Below are 13,737 nucleotides of genomic sequence, written 5' to 3' on the forward strand. Positions count from 1 at the left end.
GGCCGCTATGCCCTTATCGTCTCTCATTAGTGCTGGCGTAGAAGCACTTAGTAACCAAGTTTTAGCGCTGGATGAAAACAGCCACGTTCGCCGCGGTCAACTTGCTGGCAAAGTATTGGCAATCAAAATTAGCCCGTTGCCGTGTTTTTATTTTGTGATTAGTGAGCAGCAGTTGGATGTGCTTAATCAATATGAGGCGGAGCCCGATTGCAGTTTAAGCATGTCGTTGTTTACCTTGGCTGAGTTAAAACAAGCCGACAAAATCCCTAGTTTAATTAAACAAGATAAGTTGCAGCTTGAAGGTGACATTAAACTTGCTCAACAGTTTGCCGATTTGTTTTTGCAGCTAGACCCAGATTTTGAAGAGAAACTATCGCAGCGCATTGGCGATGTGGCCGCTTACCAAGTGGTGTCTAAAAGTCGCACGGTGGCGCAAGCACTTAAAAGTGTATTGAATAAAACCCCAGAAAAGATAAATGAAATAGCCAGTGAAGAATGGGGATTGCTGGTGGGGCAATTGGAATACCAGAGCTGGCAGCAGCAAGTTCAAGCCATGAGTAAGGATATCGATAAACTGGCCTTGCGCATTGAGGGTTTGAGTAAATGACGCCCAAGGAGTTTGCGCGCTTTCGTCAAATAAACCGCACCCTTTGTCGTTATGGTATCGACCAACTGTTACCTAAGCGTTTTTGGCCTTGGCCGCTACGTTTACTGCGCAGTATGGTGTTTTGGTGGCGTAATCAGCATAAAAATGACTCTGCCGGTGCCCGTATTCGCATGGCGATGGAAGAGTTAGGGCCAGTATTCATAAAATTTGGCCAGATGATGTCGACCCGTCGCGACTTGTTACCGCCCGATATCGCCGATGAGCTCGCTTTGCTGCAAGACCAAGTGTCTCCGTTTTCAGGCGAGCTAGCTAAACAACAAATTGAGTTGGCTTTAGAGCGCCCTATCGACGAGCTGTTTGATGACTTTGATATGCAGCCCTTGGCATCGGCCTCTATTGCCCAAGTACATACCGCCACCTTAAAAGAAAATGGCCAAGAGGTGGTGCTTAAGGTAATTCGCCCTGGCATTGAGCAAACCATTCTCTCAGACATTGCCTTGATGCAGCGGGTTGCTGGCTTCTTTGCCCGATTTTTTGCTGATGGTCGCCGCTTACGTCCAAAAGAAGTGGTGGAAGAATACCGAAAAACCATTGTTGATGAATTAGATCTAGCGCGCGAAGCTTCTAACGCCATACAACTACGCCGTAATTTTACTGACGCAAAAGAGCTGTATGTTCCAGAGGTGTACAGTGATCATTGCCGCAAAACCTTGTTGGTTATGGAACGCATTTACGGTATCCCTGTTGCCAACATTGATGAGTTAGTAGCGCAAAACACCAATATGAAGCTATTGGCTGAGCGTGGTGTGGAAGTGTTCTTTACTCAGGTATTCAGAGACAGCTTTTTCCACGCGGATATGCATCCTGGGAATATTTTTGTGTCACGCGAGCACCCAGAAGACCCGCAATACATAGGTATTGACTGTGGCATTGTGGGCACCTTGAATAAGGAAGATCAGCGCTATTTGGCCGAAAACTTTCTGGCATTTTTTAATCGCGATTATCACAAGGTGGCCCAGTTACATGTAGATTCGGGTTGGGTACCGGCAGATACCAAAGTGGAAGAGTTTGAGGCTGCAATTCGCACCGTGTGTGAACCTATTTTTGCCAAGCCGCTGTCAGAGATTTCCTTTGGTCACGTACTATTGAATTTGTTTAATACTGCGCGTCGGTTCAATATGGAAGTTCAGCCGCAGTTGGTATTGTTACAAAAAACCTTGTTATATATAGAAGGTTTAGGGCGTCAGCTTTATCCGGAATTGGATTTGTGGGCAACCGCTAAACCCTTTTTAGAACGTTGGATGCGCAAACAAGTGGGGCCAGAGGCAGTATTTACCGCCTTTAAAGAAAAGGCGCCTTACTGGTTGGAAACGCTGCCGCATTTACCAGAGTTGGTTTATGATAACCTGCAATTGGCAAAGCAACAGCAGCTTAAGTTTCAACAGTTTACAGCACAGTATTTGCAGCAACAGAAGCAGCGCCAGCGTAGTTTAATTTTAGCCTTGGCAGCCGCTTCAAGTTTGATTTCGGCAGCTTTGCTTTACCCAAGTTTACCGATTGTATCGATAGCCTTGGCAATAAGTAGTGGGTTTGTTGGGTTAATGAGTTGGCGACAACTAAAATAGATATATAGCCATTGTGGCTAAGCAGAATAGGAAAAGGAAAAACAGATGGGTGGAATTAGTATTTGGCAACTGTTGATCGTAGCGGTAATTGTGGTGTTGCTATTTGGAACCAAAAAACTGCGTAACATGGGTGGAGACCTAGGTTCTGCAGTAAAAGGTTTTAAAAATGCCATGAACGACGATGAAAGCAAAACGGCTGAAAAATCTACACCAGAACAACTTGCTCAAAACAAAGAGCAAGCTGAAGAAACCGCTAAAAGCAAAGACCAACAGCAAGGCTAAGCATGTTTGATATTGGGTTTTGGGAGTTAATCCTTATCTCGGTGATGGGCTTAGTGATACTAGGCCCAGAACGCTTGCCAGGCGCTATTCGTAGTGTGTTGGCGGTGGTACGTAAGGTAAAGCAGTCGGTGTCTTCGGTAACTACTGAGCTTAAGCAGGAGCTTGAGCTAGACGAGCTTCACCAAAACCTTAAAAAAGCCGAGCAGCAAGGTCTTGAGTCGCTTAATGGTGATTTAAGTGAATCTTTCGAAACCTTAAAAGCCCGCGCCGAATCGGTGACTCGCCCCTATCAAAAGAGTGCACCAGAGCAAAATCAACACGAGGCCGACACGGTAACCATGCCCAGTGATCCGCCACCTGAATCCAGCCAAGAAGATAAAAAATAAGCTATGAGTGACGCCCCTGCGCAGCCCTTAATTGAGCATTTAGTTGAGTTACGCAATCGCTTGTTACGTGGAGTATTGGCTTGTTTGCTAATTTTTCTCTGCCTAGTGTATTTTGCTAACGACATTTACGCTTTGCTTGCCGAGCCTTTGTTAAGCGTAATGCCAGAAAACGCCAGCATGATTGCTACCGATGTTGCTGCGCCGTTTTTTACCCCGATAAAACTAACTTTGGTGGCCTCAGTATTTTTAGCCATGCCGTATTTGTTAGCGCAAGCTTGGGGCTTTATTGCGCCGGGTTTGTATCAACACGAGCGCAAATTGCTAATCCCCTTAGTATTTGGCTCAGGCTTGTTGTTTTACGCTGGCGTGGCGTTCGCCTTTTATGTGGTATTTCCACTGGCATTTGCTTTTTTCACTGCGGTTGCGCCCGAAGGCGTAACCATTGCTACCGACATTTCCAACTATTTGGATTTTGTACTTAAGCTGTTTTTTGCTTTTGGTTTAGCCTTTGAAATTCCCATCGCTACCATGTTGTTATGCTGGTCTGGTGCCACCACGCCTGAAAAGCTGCGCAGCAAGCGCCCTTACGTGATTGTGGGTGCTTTTGTAGTGGGTATGTTATTAACCCCGCCAGATATTATTTCGCAAACCCTGTTGGCCTTGCCAATGTGGTTGCTGTTTGAAGTGGGATTGTTCTTTGCGCGCTTTTATGTGCGTAAAGATGACGAAGAAGCGCAAGCTTAGCGCACCCATGTTTGATATTGCACTAAACCTTACTAGCTCGCAGTTTGATAAAGACCGTGATGAGGTGATCGCTCGCGCCCAACAAGCCGGGGTAAACGGTATGTTGCTGTTAGCCAGCGATATGCAAGAGAGCCAAGCAGTTAGTGAGCTGGCCTTAAAGTGGCCAAAAGTGTGTTATGCCACGGCAGGTGTGCACCCTCATGATGCAAAGTCGGTAACTATTGAGCAATTACAACAGCTTAAACCTTTGCTTGCACAACCACAGGTGCTGGCAGTAGGGGAATGTGGCTTAGATTTCAACCGTGACTTTTCGCCGCGCCCGCAGCAAGAAGCCATTTTTGAAGCCCAGCTAGCTTTAGCAGCCGAGTTGAACATGCCGGTGGTAATGCATGAGCGTGATGCGCATCAACGCTTTATCGATATTCTCACACCTTGGCGAGATAAGCTTCCCGGCGCAGTGTTGCACTGTTTTACCAGTGATAAAGCCGCACTTAAAGCGTGTTTAGATTTAGACTTATATATTGGTATCACCGGCTGGGTATGTGATGAACGCCGCGGTGAAGACCTGCAACAGCGCGTAACCGAGATCCCTAACGAACGCTTGTTGCTAGAAACCGATGCCCCTTATTTACTTCCTCGCGATTTGCGCCCTAAGCCCAAAAGTCGCCGTAACGAACCCTGCTACTTGCCACATATTTATCAGCGAGTGGCGGACCTGCGCGAGCAAAGCGTGGCGGAACTGCAACAACATACCCAGCAGAACGTTGAGCGTTTGCTCAACATCTAATCTGACTCAAGTCATTCAAATGTCATGTTTTTATAACTAAGCTTCAGTGTTGGTTTGGCTCTTGCTTGGCTTTATTCTTAAAAGCTTTCTATGCTTGAAAGATAAGTCTGAGACTTAACGAAAGCAATTGGCAGTTTTGCTATGAATAGCTGTTCAGGGAAGAGAAAAAACTTTGATTAAATTTTCAACGATATTGAGGCAATGGCGCTTTTTGTGTTGGTGCATACTGCTAGTAAGCCCCAGTAGTTTTTCCGCAATTGTTAACAACAATCACTTATATCAAAAAGCACAGTTTATTAGTCAGCAGTTGCAAGCCATTCGTGCCCAGCAAAAACTTGCTGAAGTGCAGCCAGAGCCGCAAATATTTGCTGACAAACTGGCTGTGCATTTGGTTTTTAAAACCCGCCAATTAAGTTCCTTAGCGGCTACCTTGCAAACCCAACAAGGCTTAAGTGCTAGCGAACTTGCACCCGCGGAATATCGGGTTATTCGCCCGCGCAGTGTCATGCCTTATCTCAAAGAGCTGGAGCAACAGCTGCTGCAAATAAGCAAAAAACTAGGTGTGTCAGCAGGCGAAGAAGTAGAACGTCCTTTGGGTAAATCAGTTAACGACGTTTATCAGCAATTAGTGATTATTGAGCACCTGTTTGAAGGTTTGATAGAGCGTCAGCCACAGCAGGTTTTAGCTAATAATGTCGCGCGGATTAAAGCTGATCTGCAGCAAATTAGCCAAGCGCGCGAGCTGCCTTTGCAGTTTGCTGGAGAAACCTCGGTAATTGGCCGAGAGACTACCGACGTAAATATTATTGCCCTGCAGTGTTTGTATCTATTGGAGAGGCTGTTTCGCCAATTGGAGATTGAGCCTAGTAAACCAGGCCGATTGCCTGCGGGAGAGTCTAAAGAGTATCAAGTGGTGGATACCAGTGTGAGTTTGCTCGCCGAGCTGCATCGCGCCAAAACTATCCTGCAAATTGAACATGATAGCCAAGCAAATCCAAGTTCTGCATTTGCCGACGCTAATCAAGCCTATGCGGCTTGGGTGAGTGTGCGTAGCGGCTTGTTGGTAATGGTAGGAGCGGCAGCCTTATGATGGACAAACTCAGCCTTAGTCAAAAAATCGCGCTTATTCCTTGTGGCATAGTGTTGCTGCTAGCCTTAATGCTATGGAATAGTCACTACTCTATAAGTGGGGTACAACAACAAGCGGTAGAGTTTTCTAGCACCGTAGAGCCTAGCGCCCGTTTGGCCGGAGAACTATCGGTAAATGCCTTGCAGCGTTTGGTATTACAGTCTCGCTATAGCCAAAGCGAAGATCCACGTTTGTTGCAGCAATATCAGCAGCTGGCTGAACAAGCTCAGAACTTGGCGCAAAGCCCGCATTTAGCTGGCTTTGAAAATGCTGAGCAAATAACGGGTAATAGCCAATTATTGGATCAACATTTTGTCGACGAACTGGTGCCACTGTTAGCGGAGGTAAGCGCCTTAGAAAACACCGTATTGCGCCAACTGGTACCACAAGCCTTGGCGAAAACTGCGGATATTCATGCCACCCTAGATTTGCTTAACTCCGGGCGTTTACCAGCCCTAACCGTAAGTTTAGCCAATCATATTCAAGCGGCATCCATTGCCCTGATGAGCCACCTCAATCGCCGAGACAGCCGCAGTAAAGACCAATTCTATTTAGAACTTTTTGGTGCCGAAAACGACCTTATTGATTTAACAAAGGGTCTAAATCGAGAGCACCACAAAGCATGGATTGCTGAAGTAGAACAATACGTTAAACAGCTTTCGCTAGCGGCTATTGGCATTTTTGAGCTCTTAGAAGAGCAAGAGCTATTAATGGAAGATTTGCTCAACCCCGCCGCTGAGCAAGTGGTGCAGGGCGCCGGCGATAGCCAGCAAACACAATGGCAAATTTTGGGAGAATCTAGCCAAGCCATTGCTCAGCAGCTGCACCAAACTGCGCGCACAAGCTTGGCTTTTGGTGTATCAATTGTATTTATTTCATTGTTGCTCGCATGGGTGATTACCCGATTTATTCGCCAACCTGTGGTTACCATGGTGCAAGCCATGCAGGCGATTGCCCAAGGAGATGGGGATTTAACCCAGCGTTTAAAAGTTAAAGGTAAAGATGAATTAGCCCAGCTGGCAGCGGCATTTAATCAATTTATTGAGTTGCTGCAGGGCACGGTTACAAGCATTAACCAGCATGTTGCCACCTTGAATGAAGCGGCCAATCAGCTAAACCAGTTGGCCCAGCAATCTAAGGGGCAAGTAGGTCAACAGCAACAAGTTGTTGCCGAAGTAAGCCAGCATATTGGCAGCTTGTCGCAAGGTTTTAATGAAGTGGCCAATCATGTACGTAATGCCGACCAGTCGGCAATTGCGATTGATGAAGCGTCGATGAAAGGAAATACCCTGACTCAATCGGCTACCAATGAAATTAAGCACTTGGTGAGTCAAGTAGATACAGCCTCGGTAGATATGCGTGAATTAGCGCAAAACAGTAAAGACGCCAGCAAAATCTTAGAAGTGATTAACGGCATTGCCGAACAAACTAACCTGCTGGCGCTTAATGCTGCGATTGAGTCTGCACGCGCTGGTGAGCATGGCCGTGGCTTTGCGGTAGTTGCCGATGAGGTTCGCAATTTAGCTAAGCAAACCCGTGGTTCAACCGATCAAATCGAACAGATGATGAGTGACTTAGTGAAAGGCGCCGAGAAAACCGAGGGGCAAATGCAACAAGGCAAAGTGCAAGCTAATACCAGTTTTGTACTAATGTCAGAAATGCAGCTTTCAGTAGAGAAAACCCATCAATTGGTAAGCGACATCACACGTTTGCTTGATGATGTAAGTGCCGCTTGTGATGCGCAATTATCAACCTCTGAAACAGTGGTTAGTGAGATGCAAGATATTGAGTCGGCAGCTCAAATGAGTTTAGAAGGCACCGAGCAAACCGCTGAGCAAGCTCATAAGGTTGGTCAATTGAGTAGCCTTATTCAAGCCAGTATTGCTAATTTCAAGGTATAACTAACCACAAGCCTTATTGGAATTTAAAGGGAAGCACTTGCTTCCCTTTAAGCTTTTCGTATTTCAGCGTCACATATAATTCTTATTTTTTATTTCCTACTTTATGAAAATGTTTTCGATTCATTTTGAAAACCTTTTCTGATCTTCTCGCTAGTTTAATCTTTCTCTTTTTGATCTTTAGGTGAGCTAAATTGCCCATTTGTTTGGCTTCTAATCTACTTGTAATTCATAGGCTTAATAAAACTGTCATTAATCGCAGCTAGCTTTCCCGCGGTATTTATTTCGATGTATCCGCAAGTTAATCAGTACTTATTGAGGAAATGTAATGCGTTTAGGGAAAGTATTAAAAGTAGTTGCAGGGGTGTCTATCGCCTCTGCTGTAGTCGGTTGTAATAGTGATACCGAATATGTGTATTTGGATCCACCCATCGCCGACAGTATTGATTTAGGGCCGTTTAAATGTAGCGGTGAAGAAATTGCTGCTGACGCCAACAAAGATTGTCGCTTGTATATCAAGGGCTCTATGAATAGCTGGTCTTCGCGCCCAGAAGCTCAGTTACACTACCAAGGCGACGGTGAATACATTGCCTTATTTAGCATGCAGCCAGGTGAGTACTCCTTCAAAATCTCTGACCCAAGCTGGAGTGCCGAGCGCGACTTAGCGATTGGTGAAGACGCCGATGCTGAAGTGGTATTTGATATCCCAATGGAACTGCAACGTAAGTACGACGACTTTGGTAACCAGAACATGGATATCACCGTTGCCGACGATGAAGATCAGGTATTTCGTTTTACTCTTGATGCTTCAGCTACCATCGACAATCCTACATTGTTGATTGAAAACATCACCGACAGTGATGTTGATAACTTAAGCCAAGCTATGTACCTAGTAGGCACCTTCAATGATTGGATCGCCGACGAAAGCAGCCAATTTAGCTATGCTGGTGCAGGTAACTATCAGCTACAAATGAACTTCGCAGAAGCCGGTACCATTAGCTTTAACTTACACCAAGGCATCGATTCACCATTAGTTTATGGCTCTTTAGATAATCAGCCAATTAGCTTAACCGAAGGTGAATCGTCACTGACAACTTACCCAGGCGGCAAAATGTCGGCACAGGTAGAAGCGGGCAGCTACGTATTTTCACTGTCTACTTTGGGTGATGGTCAGCAAGCTGTGCCACTTACCTTGGCAAAAGTACGTGCTGTGGTTGGTCACGACACCGTAACTGTGGCTAACTTGCCTACCAGCTTAACGGCAGACGGCAGTACCTTTGCGCAAAGTTACCACTGGGATACAGAAGGTGACATGAGCGTTGCCCTAACTGACGATGACAGCCAAACCATTAGCGACATTCGCAAACTGGCCAGTGCAGATGCCACAGGCCGTTACCAAGTAAACTTAACCACCAATCAAGGTTTAGCGACTCAAACCAGTTCTAGCCAAGAGATTGATGTCATTGATCTTGAATCAGCCAATAACATTGTAATGATGATTGGCGATGGTATGGGTTATGGGCAAATTGATATTACTCGCGCCTACATGGGTGAAGCCTTATTCCTAGAATCTGGTAAGCATCGCGGCGATATTAAAACTGCCAGTGCCGATACCTTAGGTTACGAGAACTTGGCAGAGCTAGGCATGAATTACTACACCGATTCTGCAGCGGCAGCCACGGCAATCTCTACTGGCCGTAAAGCGATTTCAGGCACTATTGCTCAAGCACGTCCGGGAGATGGTTCTGATTTAGAAACCATTTTGGAATATGCGCAAAAGCAGGGTAAATCGGTAGGTATTGTGGCAACGTCGCACTGTGTTCACGCAACACCTGCGGCCTTTGCTTCACATGGTCCAAATCGAAATGATTTTGTGACGCTTTCAAAAAGCATGTTTGGCGATGTAAAACCTAACGTAGCCTTATGTGGCAGTAAGCAAGTTGATGGCGTAGATGTGATTAGCCAGCAAGCTGACTTAGGTGGCTACACTATCGTGAAAAACAAAACCGATATGATTCCTGCGGTAGCGGCTTTACCTGCTAACGACCCAAATGCAGAAATTCTATTTGCTGGTATTTTTGGTGAAGATGAAATTCCTTACATATTGCCTTTGGGAGATCAAAAAAGTTACGAAGAACAAGACATTCCACAGTTGAATGAAATGACCCAAGTAGCGATTGATATCTTATCGAAAAATCCAAATGGCTTTGTATTGATGGTAGAAGGTTCACAAATCGACTTTGCTGGTCACCTCAACGATGAAGAGCGCTTAATTCACGAAACCATTGCTTTTGATAAGACAGTGGAAGAAGTGGTTAATTGGTCTGATTTACGCAGCGACAGCATGGTGATTGTAACTGCAGACCACGAAACCGGTGGTTTGGTGCTTGAGAAAACCAACGGTATCGGTGTTGTACCAGAGGTAAGTTGGAAGTGGGGAAGTCACACTAACGTAGATGTGCCTATTGCATCTTGGGGTCTAAATTCACACGCCTTTGTGGGTCGTACGGTAGACAATACGGCTATTTACAATGTTATGCGTGGCGCTTTAGACGCTAACTAAATCTCTATGCTAAGCCCGGCGCAAGTCGGGCTTAAAGGTCTTTTTATTTTGCGTATTATATATTTAAGTTTACTGATTTTGCTTAGCCCGAGTGTGTTGGCTGCGACGAACCCTTGGCAAACACTCATTCCTGAGTTAGAACGTGGCCAAATTGTACAGGCACCCATCAATCATGAGGTGCAGTTAGATGAACGTGCCCCACAAATTAAAACTGGTGGCTTAGTTCATGCTCTCGATGGGCAAAACATGCGTATGCCCGGTTTTATTGTGCCGTTAGAAAGTGATGGCAACAAAATCACCGAATTCTTTTTAGTGCCATTTTTTGGCGCGTGTTTGCATTTACCACCGCCACCACCTAATCAAATTATTCACGTTAGTCATCCCAAGGGAATAGATATGATAGAACCATGGGAAGTGGTTTGGATTAGCGGAGAAATGCAGGTAAAAGCTACCGATATAGAGGGCTTGGCTAGCGCAGGTTATGCCATGACCTTATCGAAAGAGCCCGAAATGTACACTCCATAATTGCCCAACTAAGGCTAGTGTAGCGCTCCCGTTCCGTGAGAGTATTTAGCAGAACAATAGGGAGCAACACTACGTGCATATACCAACGCATTTTAAGCAACAAGATTGGCATCAAGTATCTACACTAATTAGCGAATATCCTCTAGCCTGTATAAGTACCCTTAGTGAAGCGGGTCTAGTGGCCGATCACGTACCTCTACTACTGGCTAAAAATGCTGATGATAACTGGTGTTTGCAGGGGCATATTGCTCGTATTAATCCTTTAGCAAAGCGTTTACTTAAGCCCCTAGCTGCTTTGGCAGTATTTCAAGGGGAAGATGCTTATGTTTCTCCTAATTATTACCCTTCAAAACTAAGTAATCCAAAAGTGGTGCCTACCTGGAATTACCAAGCTGTGCATATTAATGGGACCATGACTAAACAAGATGATCTTGCTTGGAAGCTAAGTTTGTTGCAAAGGCTAACTGAGCAAAATGAGCAAGCCCAAAGTCAGCCTTGGCAAGTGAGCGATGCACCCGATAAGTTTATTGAACAGCTAAATAAAGCCATTGTTGGTTTTGAAATAAGCATTGATAGCTGGCAAGCGCAATTTAAACAGAGCCAAAATCATAGTGTCGAAAATCAGCTTGGCGTTGCTAAAGGACTCGCTAATACTAATCCGCTAATGGCAAAACAGATTGAGCGCTTTGCCCAAAATTTGGCGAGTAAAGGGCGAGGTGAAAATGGCTAAAGCAAAATTGGCCTCGTGGAACCGGGCTAAGGGTTTTGGCTTTCTCAGCTTGAATGGCGAGTCTAAGCAGTTGTTTGTGCACATAAGCAGCTTTACCGATAAAAAACTCGACCCAGAAAAGTTAGTTGGCCATTGGTTTAATTACACCTTAGCGAAGGATAAACAAGGCCGCCCCTGTGCTAAGCAGCTGCGTTTAATAGGTAGTAAGCCAGCATTTTCTAATAAGCCAAATGGTTTAGCCAAGCGGGCTGGCATGGTTGCTTTGGCTTTTTTTGTTTTATTGCTTAGTTTGGTGCTATTGCAAAAACTGCCACTGGCTTTGTTAGTGTTCTATGTTGTTATGAGTGTGGTTACTTTTGCATTATACGCCCTAGATAAATCGGCAGCGCAAGCGGGTCGCTGGCGCGTTCAAGAGCTCAAGCTACATGTGTTTGCGCTGATTGGTGGCTGGCCAGGTGCGATGCTCGCCCAACAAACGTTACGGCATAAAACTCAAAAGCAGTCTTTTCGCTGGGGTTATTATTGTACAGTGCTACTCAATATAGCGGCTTTGGCTTTTTTGCTTAGTCCCAATGGCGAACCAATGTTGCTAGATATTAATCAAGCCTTGTCGAGTTTATTGCCATGATGGTCACTATCACTGCTTACACCGATGAATACTGCCAAGCAGTGGCAGATTTGTTCACCCAAGCTGTGCATGCCATTGATGATGAACTTTATTCTAAGGAACAAAAAGCCGCGTGGGCGCCGCTAGATATAGACTATTCTCGCTGGCAACAGCGCTTGAAAAGCAAACACTGCTTTTTAGCCTTAGTTGATAAGCAGCTACTAGGATTTATAGAATTAGCAGCAGACTATATTGATTGCTTTTATGTTGCGCCAGAGCATCAAGGAAAAGCAGTAGGCCAAGCGCTTTATCAACATGTTGAAAGCATTGCTCGAGAGCAAAAGCTTGCTGGGCTACGGGTAGATGCCTCATTGGTGGCCAAAGAGTTTTTTGGCAAACAAGGCTTTGCTGTTGTGTCGCATAATCAGCTGGTTCGGCTGGGGGTACGTTTACAAAATATTAGTATGTACAAGGGTTTCTATTCTTAAGCAACCAGCTAAGCATTGACGAATCGACTTGCTGACAATTCTCATAAGGAGTTTGTTGAGAAAGTTACCTAATATAGTTGCTTAAGCGCAGTGTGAGGGAGAGTTTAGCAATGCGAAGTACCCTAATCATTCTTAGTTTACTTATAACCAGCGCTTGCAGCCAGCAGCAGGCCTATCATGCCATGCAGGGCAACCAGCAACGACAGTGTGACAAGCAAACTAATCATCAAGATTATTTAAGCTGTATGGATGAAGCCGACGTGAGTTATGAAGAATATCAGCGGCAGCGACAGGCTTTGTTAGATAAAAATAAATAGTGAAAAAAACCAAGCCTAAGCTTGGTTTTTTTATTGAGCAGCGGCTTATAAGGCAGCGCCATTTACTGACAGTTTTACATCAATATTGCCGCGAGTCGCGTTTGAATACGGGCAAACTTGGTGGGCCACTTTTACCAACTCTTCTGCTGCAGCCTGTTCTAATTCAAGCTCTACCGCAAGCGAAACGGTTAGCGCAAAGCCGCCGTCGTCGTTAGGACCAATACCTACGGTAGCGGTTGTAGGGGCAGATTTAATGGCCACTTTACCTTCTCGAGCCACATGTAAAATGGCATTAGAAAAACACGCTGCATAACCTGCGGCAAAAAGCTGTTCTGGATTAGTGGCTTCGCCGCTTCCGCCCATCTCTTTTGGATAGCTTAATGCTAAATCTAGTTTTTTATCGTCGGTACTTACTTGTCCATTGCGGCCGGCTAGTGCAGTTGCTGAAGTTGTGTATAGCGTTGTCATCATCGTTACCTTTTAATTTGAGTTGTGTGCAATTTAATTGTTTGCAACTTTAGTTGAGGCGAAAACGAAATGCAAGTATATTGTGCACAATTTATTTTTAGTGAAACATTAGGGTGCAGTGATGAGTAAACAGCAAAACCATGTAGCTAGCCTGAGTTTGGATAAGCAATTGTGCTTCTCTCTGTACAGTGCTTCGAACGCAATGGGACGGGCTTATCGTCCCCTGCTGGATAAGCTGGACCTTACTTATTTGCAGTACATTGTAATGATGGTGTTGTGGGAGCACGATAGCGTAAGTGTGAAGAGTTTGGGTGAACGCGTTCACTTGGATTCAGGCACTTTAACTCCGCTATTAAAGCGCTTAGAGGCTAAAGGTTTAGTGCTTAGAGCCAGATCTGAGCAAGATGAGCGAGTAAGAGTTATTAGCCTTACACCACAAGGTGTGGCACTGCGTGAGCCAGCCGAAGCAATCCCTCAAGCCATGTTATGCCAAGCTGATTTACCCCTAGAAGAGTTACAAGCACTTAAAGCGGGTTGTGATCGCTTGTTAGCGAAGTTAATGAAATAACATGCACAGCTTT

General features: G+C 45.2%; 16 protein-coding genes. 15 read left to right on the top strand and 1 reads right to left on the bottom strand.

The genetic code is table 11. The features are described 5' to 3' along the window. Positions 1-7 precede the first annotated feature (7 nt). From K5609_RS00390 to K5609_RS00455, 14 genes are all read left to right on the top strand, one after another. Positions 8-607 (top strand): ubiquinone biosynthesis accessory factor UbiJ, encoded by a 600-nt coding sequence (locus K5609_RS00390; RefSeq protein ID WP_221075499.1) that lies wholly within the window; start codon positions 8-10, stop codon positions 605-607. After that, on the top strand, positions 604-2,232 hold the full coding sequence (gene ubiB / locus K5609_RS00395) for a ubiquinone biosynthesis regulatory protein kinase UbiB (RefSeq protein ID WP_221075500.1): 1,629 nt from the start codon (positions 604-606) through the stop codon (positions 2,230-2,232). Before K5609_RS00390 ends, ubiB begins: the two co-directional genes overlap by 4 nt. Before the next feature lie 45 nt (positions 2,233-2,277). Continuing rightward, positions 2,278-2,514 (top strand): Sec-independent protein translocase subunit TatA, encoded by a 237-nt coding sequence (gene tatA, locus K5609_RS00400; protein WP_016400025.1) that lies wholly within the window; start codon positions 2,278-2,280, stop codon positions 2,512-2,514. A 2-nt stretch (positions 2,515-2,516) separates the two neighbouring features. Beyond that, positions 2,517-2,900, top strand: a complete 384-nt coding sequence (tatB, locus tag K5609_RS00405) for a Sec-independent protein translocase protein TatB (protein WP_220719566.1) — start codon at positions 2,517-2,519, stop codon at positions 2,898-2,900. Positions 2,901-2,903: 3 nt separating this feature from the next. Further along, positions 2,904-3,644, top strand: coding sequence for a twin-arginine translocase subunit TatC (tatC, locus tag K5609_RS00410; RefSeq protein WP_221075501.1), 741 nt, complete (start codon positions 2,904-2,906; stop codon positions 3,642-3,644). Then, on the top strand, positions 3,622-4,431 hold the full coding sequence (locus K5609_RS00415; RefSeq protein WP_246611918.1) for a TatD family hydrolase: 810 nt from the start codon (positions 3,622-3,624) through the stop codon (positions 4,429-4,431). Before tatC ends, K5609_RS00415 begins: the two co-directional genes overlap by 23 nt. Positions 4,432-4,603: 172 nt before the next feature. Next, positions 4,604-5,521, top strand: coding sequence for a hypothetical protein (locus tag K5609_RS00420; RefSeq protein WP_221075502.1), 918 nt, complete (start codon positions 4,604-4,606; stop codon positions 5,519-5,521). Beyond that, a complete protein-coding gene (locus K5609_RS00425; RefSeq protein WP_221075503.1) occupies positions 5,518-7,461 on the top strand; it encodes a methyl-accepting chemotaxis protein in 1,944 nt (647 codons plus the stop codon). The genes K5609_RS00420 and K5609_RS00425 overlap by 4 nt, the downstream gene beginning before the upstream one ends. A 325-nt stretch (positions 7,462-7,786) precedes the next feature. Then, entirely contained in the window at positions 7,787-10,021 is a 2,235-nt protein-coding gene (locus K5609_RS00430) for an alkaline phosphatase (protein WP_221075504.1), read from the top strand. Positions 10,022-10,069: 48 nt separating this feature from the next. Then, positions 10,070-10,546: a DUF3299 domain-containing protein gene (locus tag K5609_RS00435; protein ID WP_221075505.1), complete on the top strand. Its 477-nt coding sequence runs from the start codon at positions 10,070-10,072 to the stop codon at positions 10,544-10,546. Between the two features lie 73 nt (positions 10,547-10,619). Further along, a complete protein-coding gene (locus K5609_RS00440) occupies positions 10,620-11,276 on the top strand; it encodes an FMN-binding negative transcriptional regulator (RefSeq protein WP_221075506.1) in 657 nt (218 codons plus the stop codon). Then, entirely contained in the window at positions 11,269-11,904 is a 636-nt protein-coding gene (locus K5609_RS00445; RefSeq protein ID WP_221075507.1) for a cold shock and DUF1294 domain-containing protein, read from the top strand. Before K5609_RS00440 ends, K5609_RS00445 begins: the two co-directional genes overlap by 8 nt. Next, positions 11,901-12,371: a GNAT family N-acetyltransferase gene (locus tag K5609_RS00450; RefSeq protein WP_221075508.1), complete on the top strand. Its 471-nt coding sequence runs from the start codon at positions 11,901-11,903 to the stop codon at positions 12,369-12,371. Before K5609_RS00445 ends, K5609_RS00450 begins: the two co-directional genes overlap by 4 nt. 110 nt (positions 12,372-12,481) lie before the next feature. After that, positions 12,482-12,688: a hypothetical protein gene (locus K5609_RS00455; protein WP_221075509.1), complete on the top strand. Its 207-nt coding sequence runs from the start codon at positions 12,482-12,484 to the stop codon at positions 12,686-12,688. Positions 12,689-12,733: 45 nt separating this feature from the next. Here the strand turns inward: K5609_RS00455 and ohr are convergent, their stop codons facing one another. Then, positions 12,734-13,156: an organic hydroperoxide reductase Ohr gene (ohr, locus tag K5609_RS00460; RefSeq protein WP_221077170.1), complete on the bottom strand. Its 423-nt coding sequence runs from the start codon at positions 13,154-13,156 to the stop codon at positions 12,734-12,736. A 121-nt stretch (positions 13,157-13,277) separates the two neighbouring features. On the opposite strand from ohr, the gene ohrR reads away from it, so the two are divergent. Next, positions 13,278-13,724 (top strand): transcriptional regulator OhrR, encoded by a 447-nt coding sequence (gene ohrR, locus K5609_RS00465; RefSeq protein ID WP_016400011.1) that lies wholly within the window; start codon positions 13,278-13,280, stop codon positions 13,722-13,724. The last annotated feature ends 13 nt before the right edge of the window (positions 13,725-13,737 follow it).

The sequence above is a fragment of the Agarivorans aestuarii genome (genome assembly GCF_019670125.1).
GTDB lineage: Bacteria > Pseudomonadota > Gammaproteobacteria > Enterobacterales > Celerinatantimonadaceae > Agarivorans > Agarivorans aestuarii.

Coding starts and splice junctions, on each gene's coding strand:
- K5609_RS00415 (WP_246611918.1), top strand. CDS start 3,622: ATGACGAAGAAGCGCAAGCTTAGCGCACCCATGTTTGATATTGCACTA.
- ubiB (WP_221075500.1), top strand. CDS start 604: ATGACGCCCAAGGAGTTTGCGCGCTTTCGTCAAATAAACCGCACCCTT.
- K5609_RS00390 (WP_221075499.1), top strand. CDS start 8: ATGCCCTTATCGTCTCTCATTAGTGCTGGCGTAGAAGCACTTAGTAAC.
- K5609_RS00450 (WP_221075508.1), top strand. CDS start 11,901: ATGATGGTCACTATCACTGCTTACACCGATGAATACTGCCAAGCAGTG.
- tatB (WP_220719566.1), top strand. CDS start 2,517: ATGTTTGATATTGGGTTTTGGGAGTTAATCCTTATCTCGGTGATGGGC.
- tatC (WP_221075501.1), top strand. CDS start 2,904: ATGAGTGACGCCCCTGCGCAGCCCTTAATTGAGCATTTAGTTGAGTTA.
- tatA (WP_016400025.1), top strand. CDS start 2,278: ATGGGTGGAATTAGTATTTGGCAACTGTTGATCGTAGCGGTAATTGTG.
- ohrR (WP_016400011.1), top strand. CDS start 13,278: ATGAGTAAACAGCAAAACCATGTAGCTAGCCTGAGTTTGGATAAGCAA.
- K5609_RS00445 (WP_221075507.1), top strand. CDS start 11,269: ATGGCTAAAGCAAAATTGGCCTCGTGGAACCGGGCTAAGGGTTTTGGC.
- K5609_RS00425 (WP_221075503.1), top strand. CDS start 5,518: ATGATGGACAAACTCAGCCTTAGTCAAAAAATCGCGCTTATTCCTTGT.
- ohr (WP_221077170.1), bottom strand. CDS start 13,156: ATGACAACGCTATACACAACTTCAGCAACTGCACTAGCCGGCCGCAAT.
- K5609_RS00430 (WP_221075504.1), top strand. CDS start 7,787: ATGCGTTTAGGGAAAGTATTAAAAGTAGTTGCAGGGGTGTCTATCGCC.
- K5609_RS00455 (WP_221075509.1), top strand. CDS start 12,482: ATGCGAAGTACCCTAATCATTCTTAGTTTACTTATAACCAGCGCTTGC.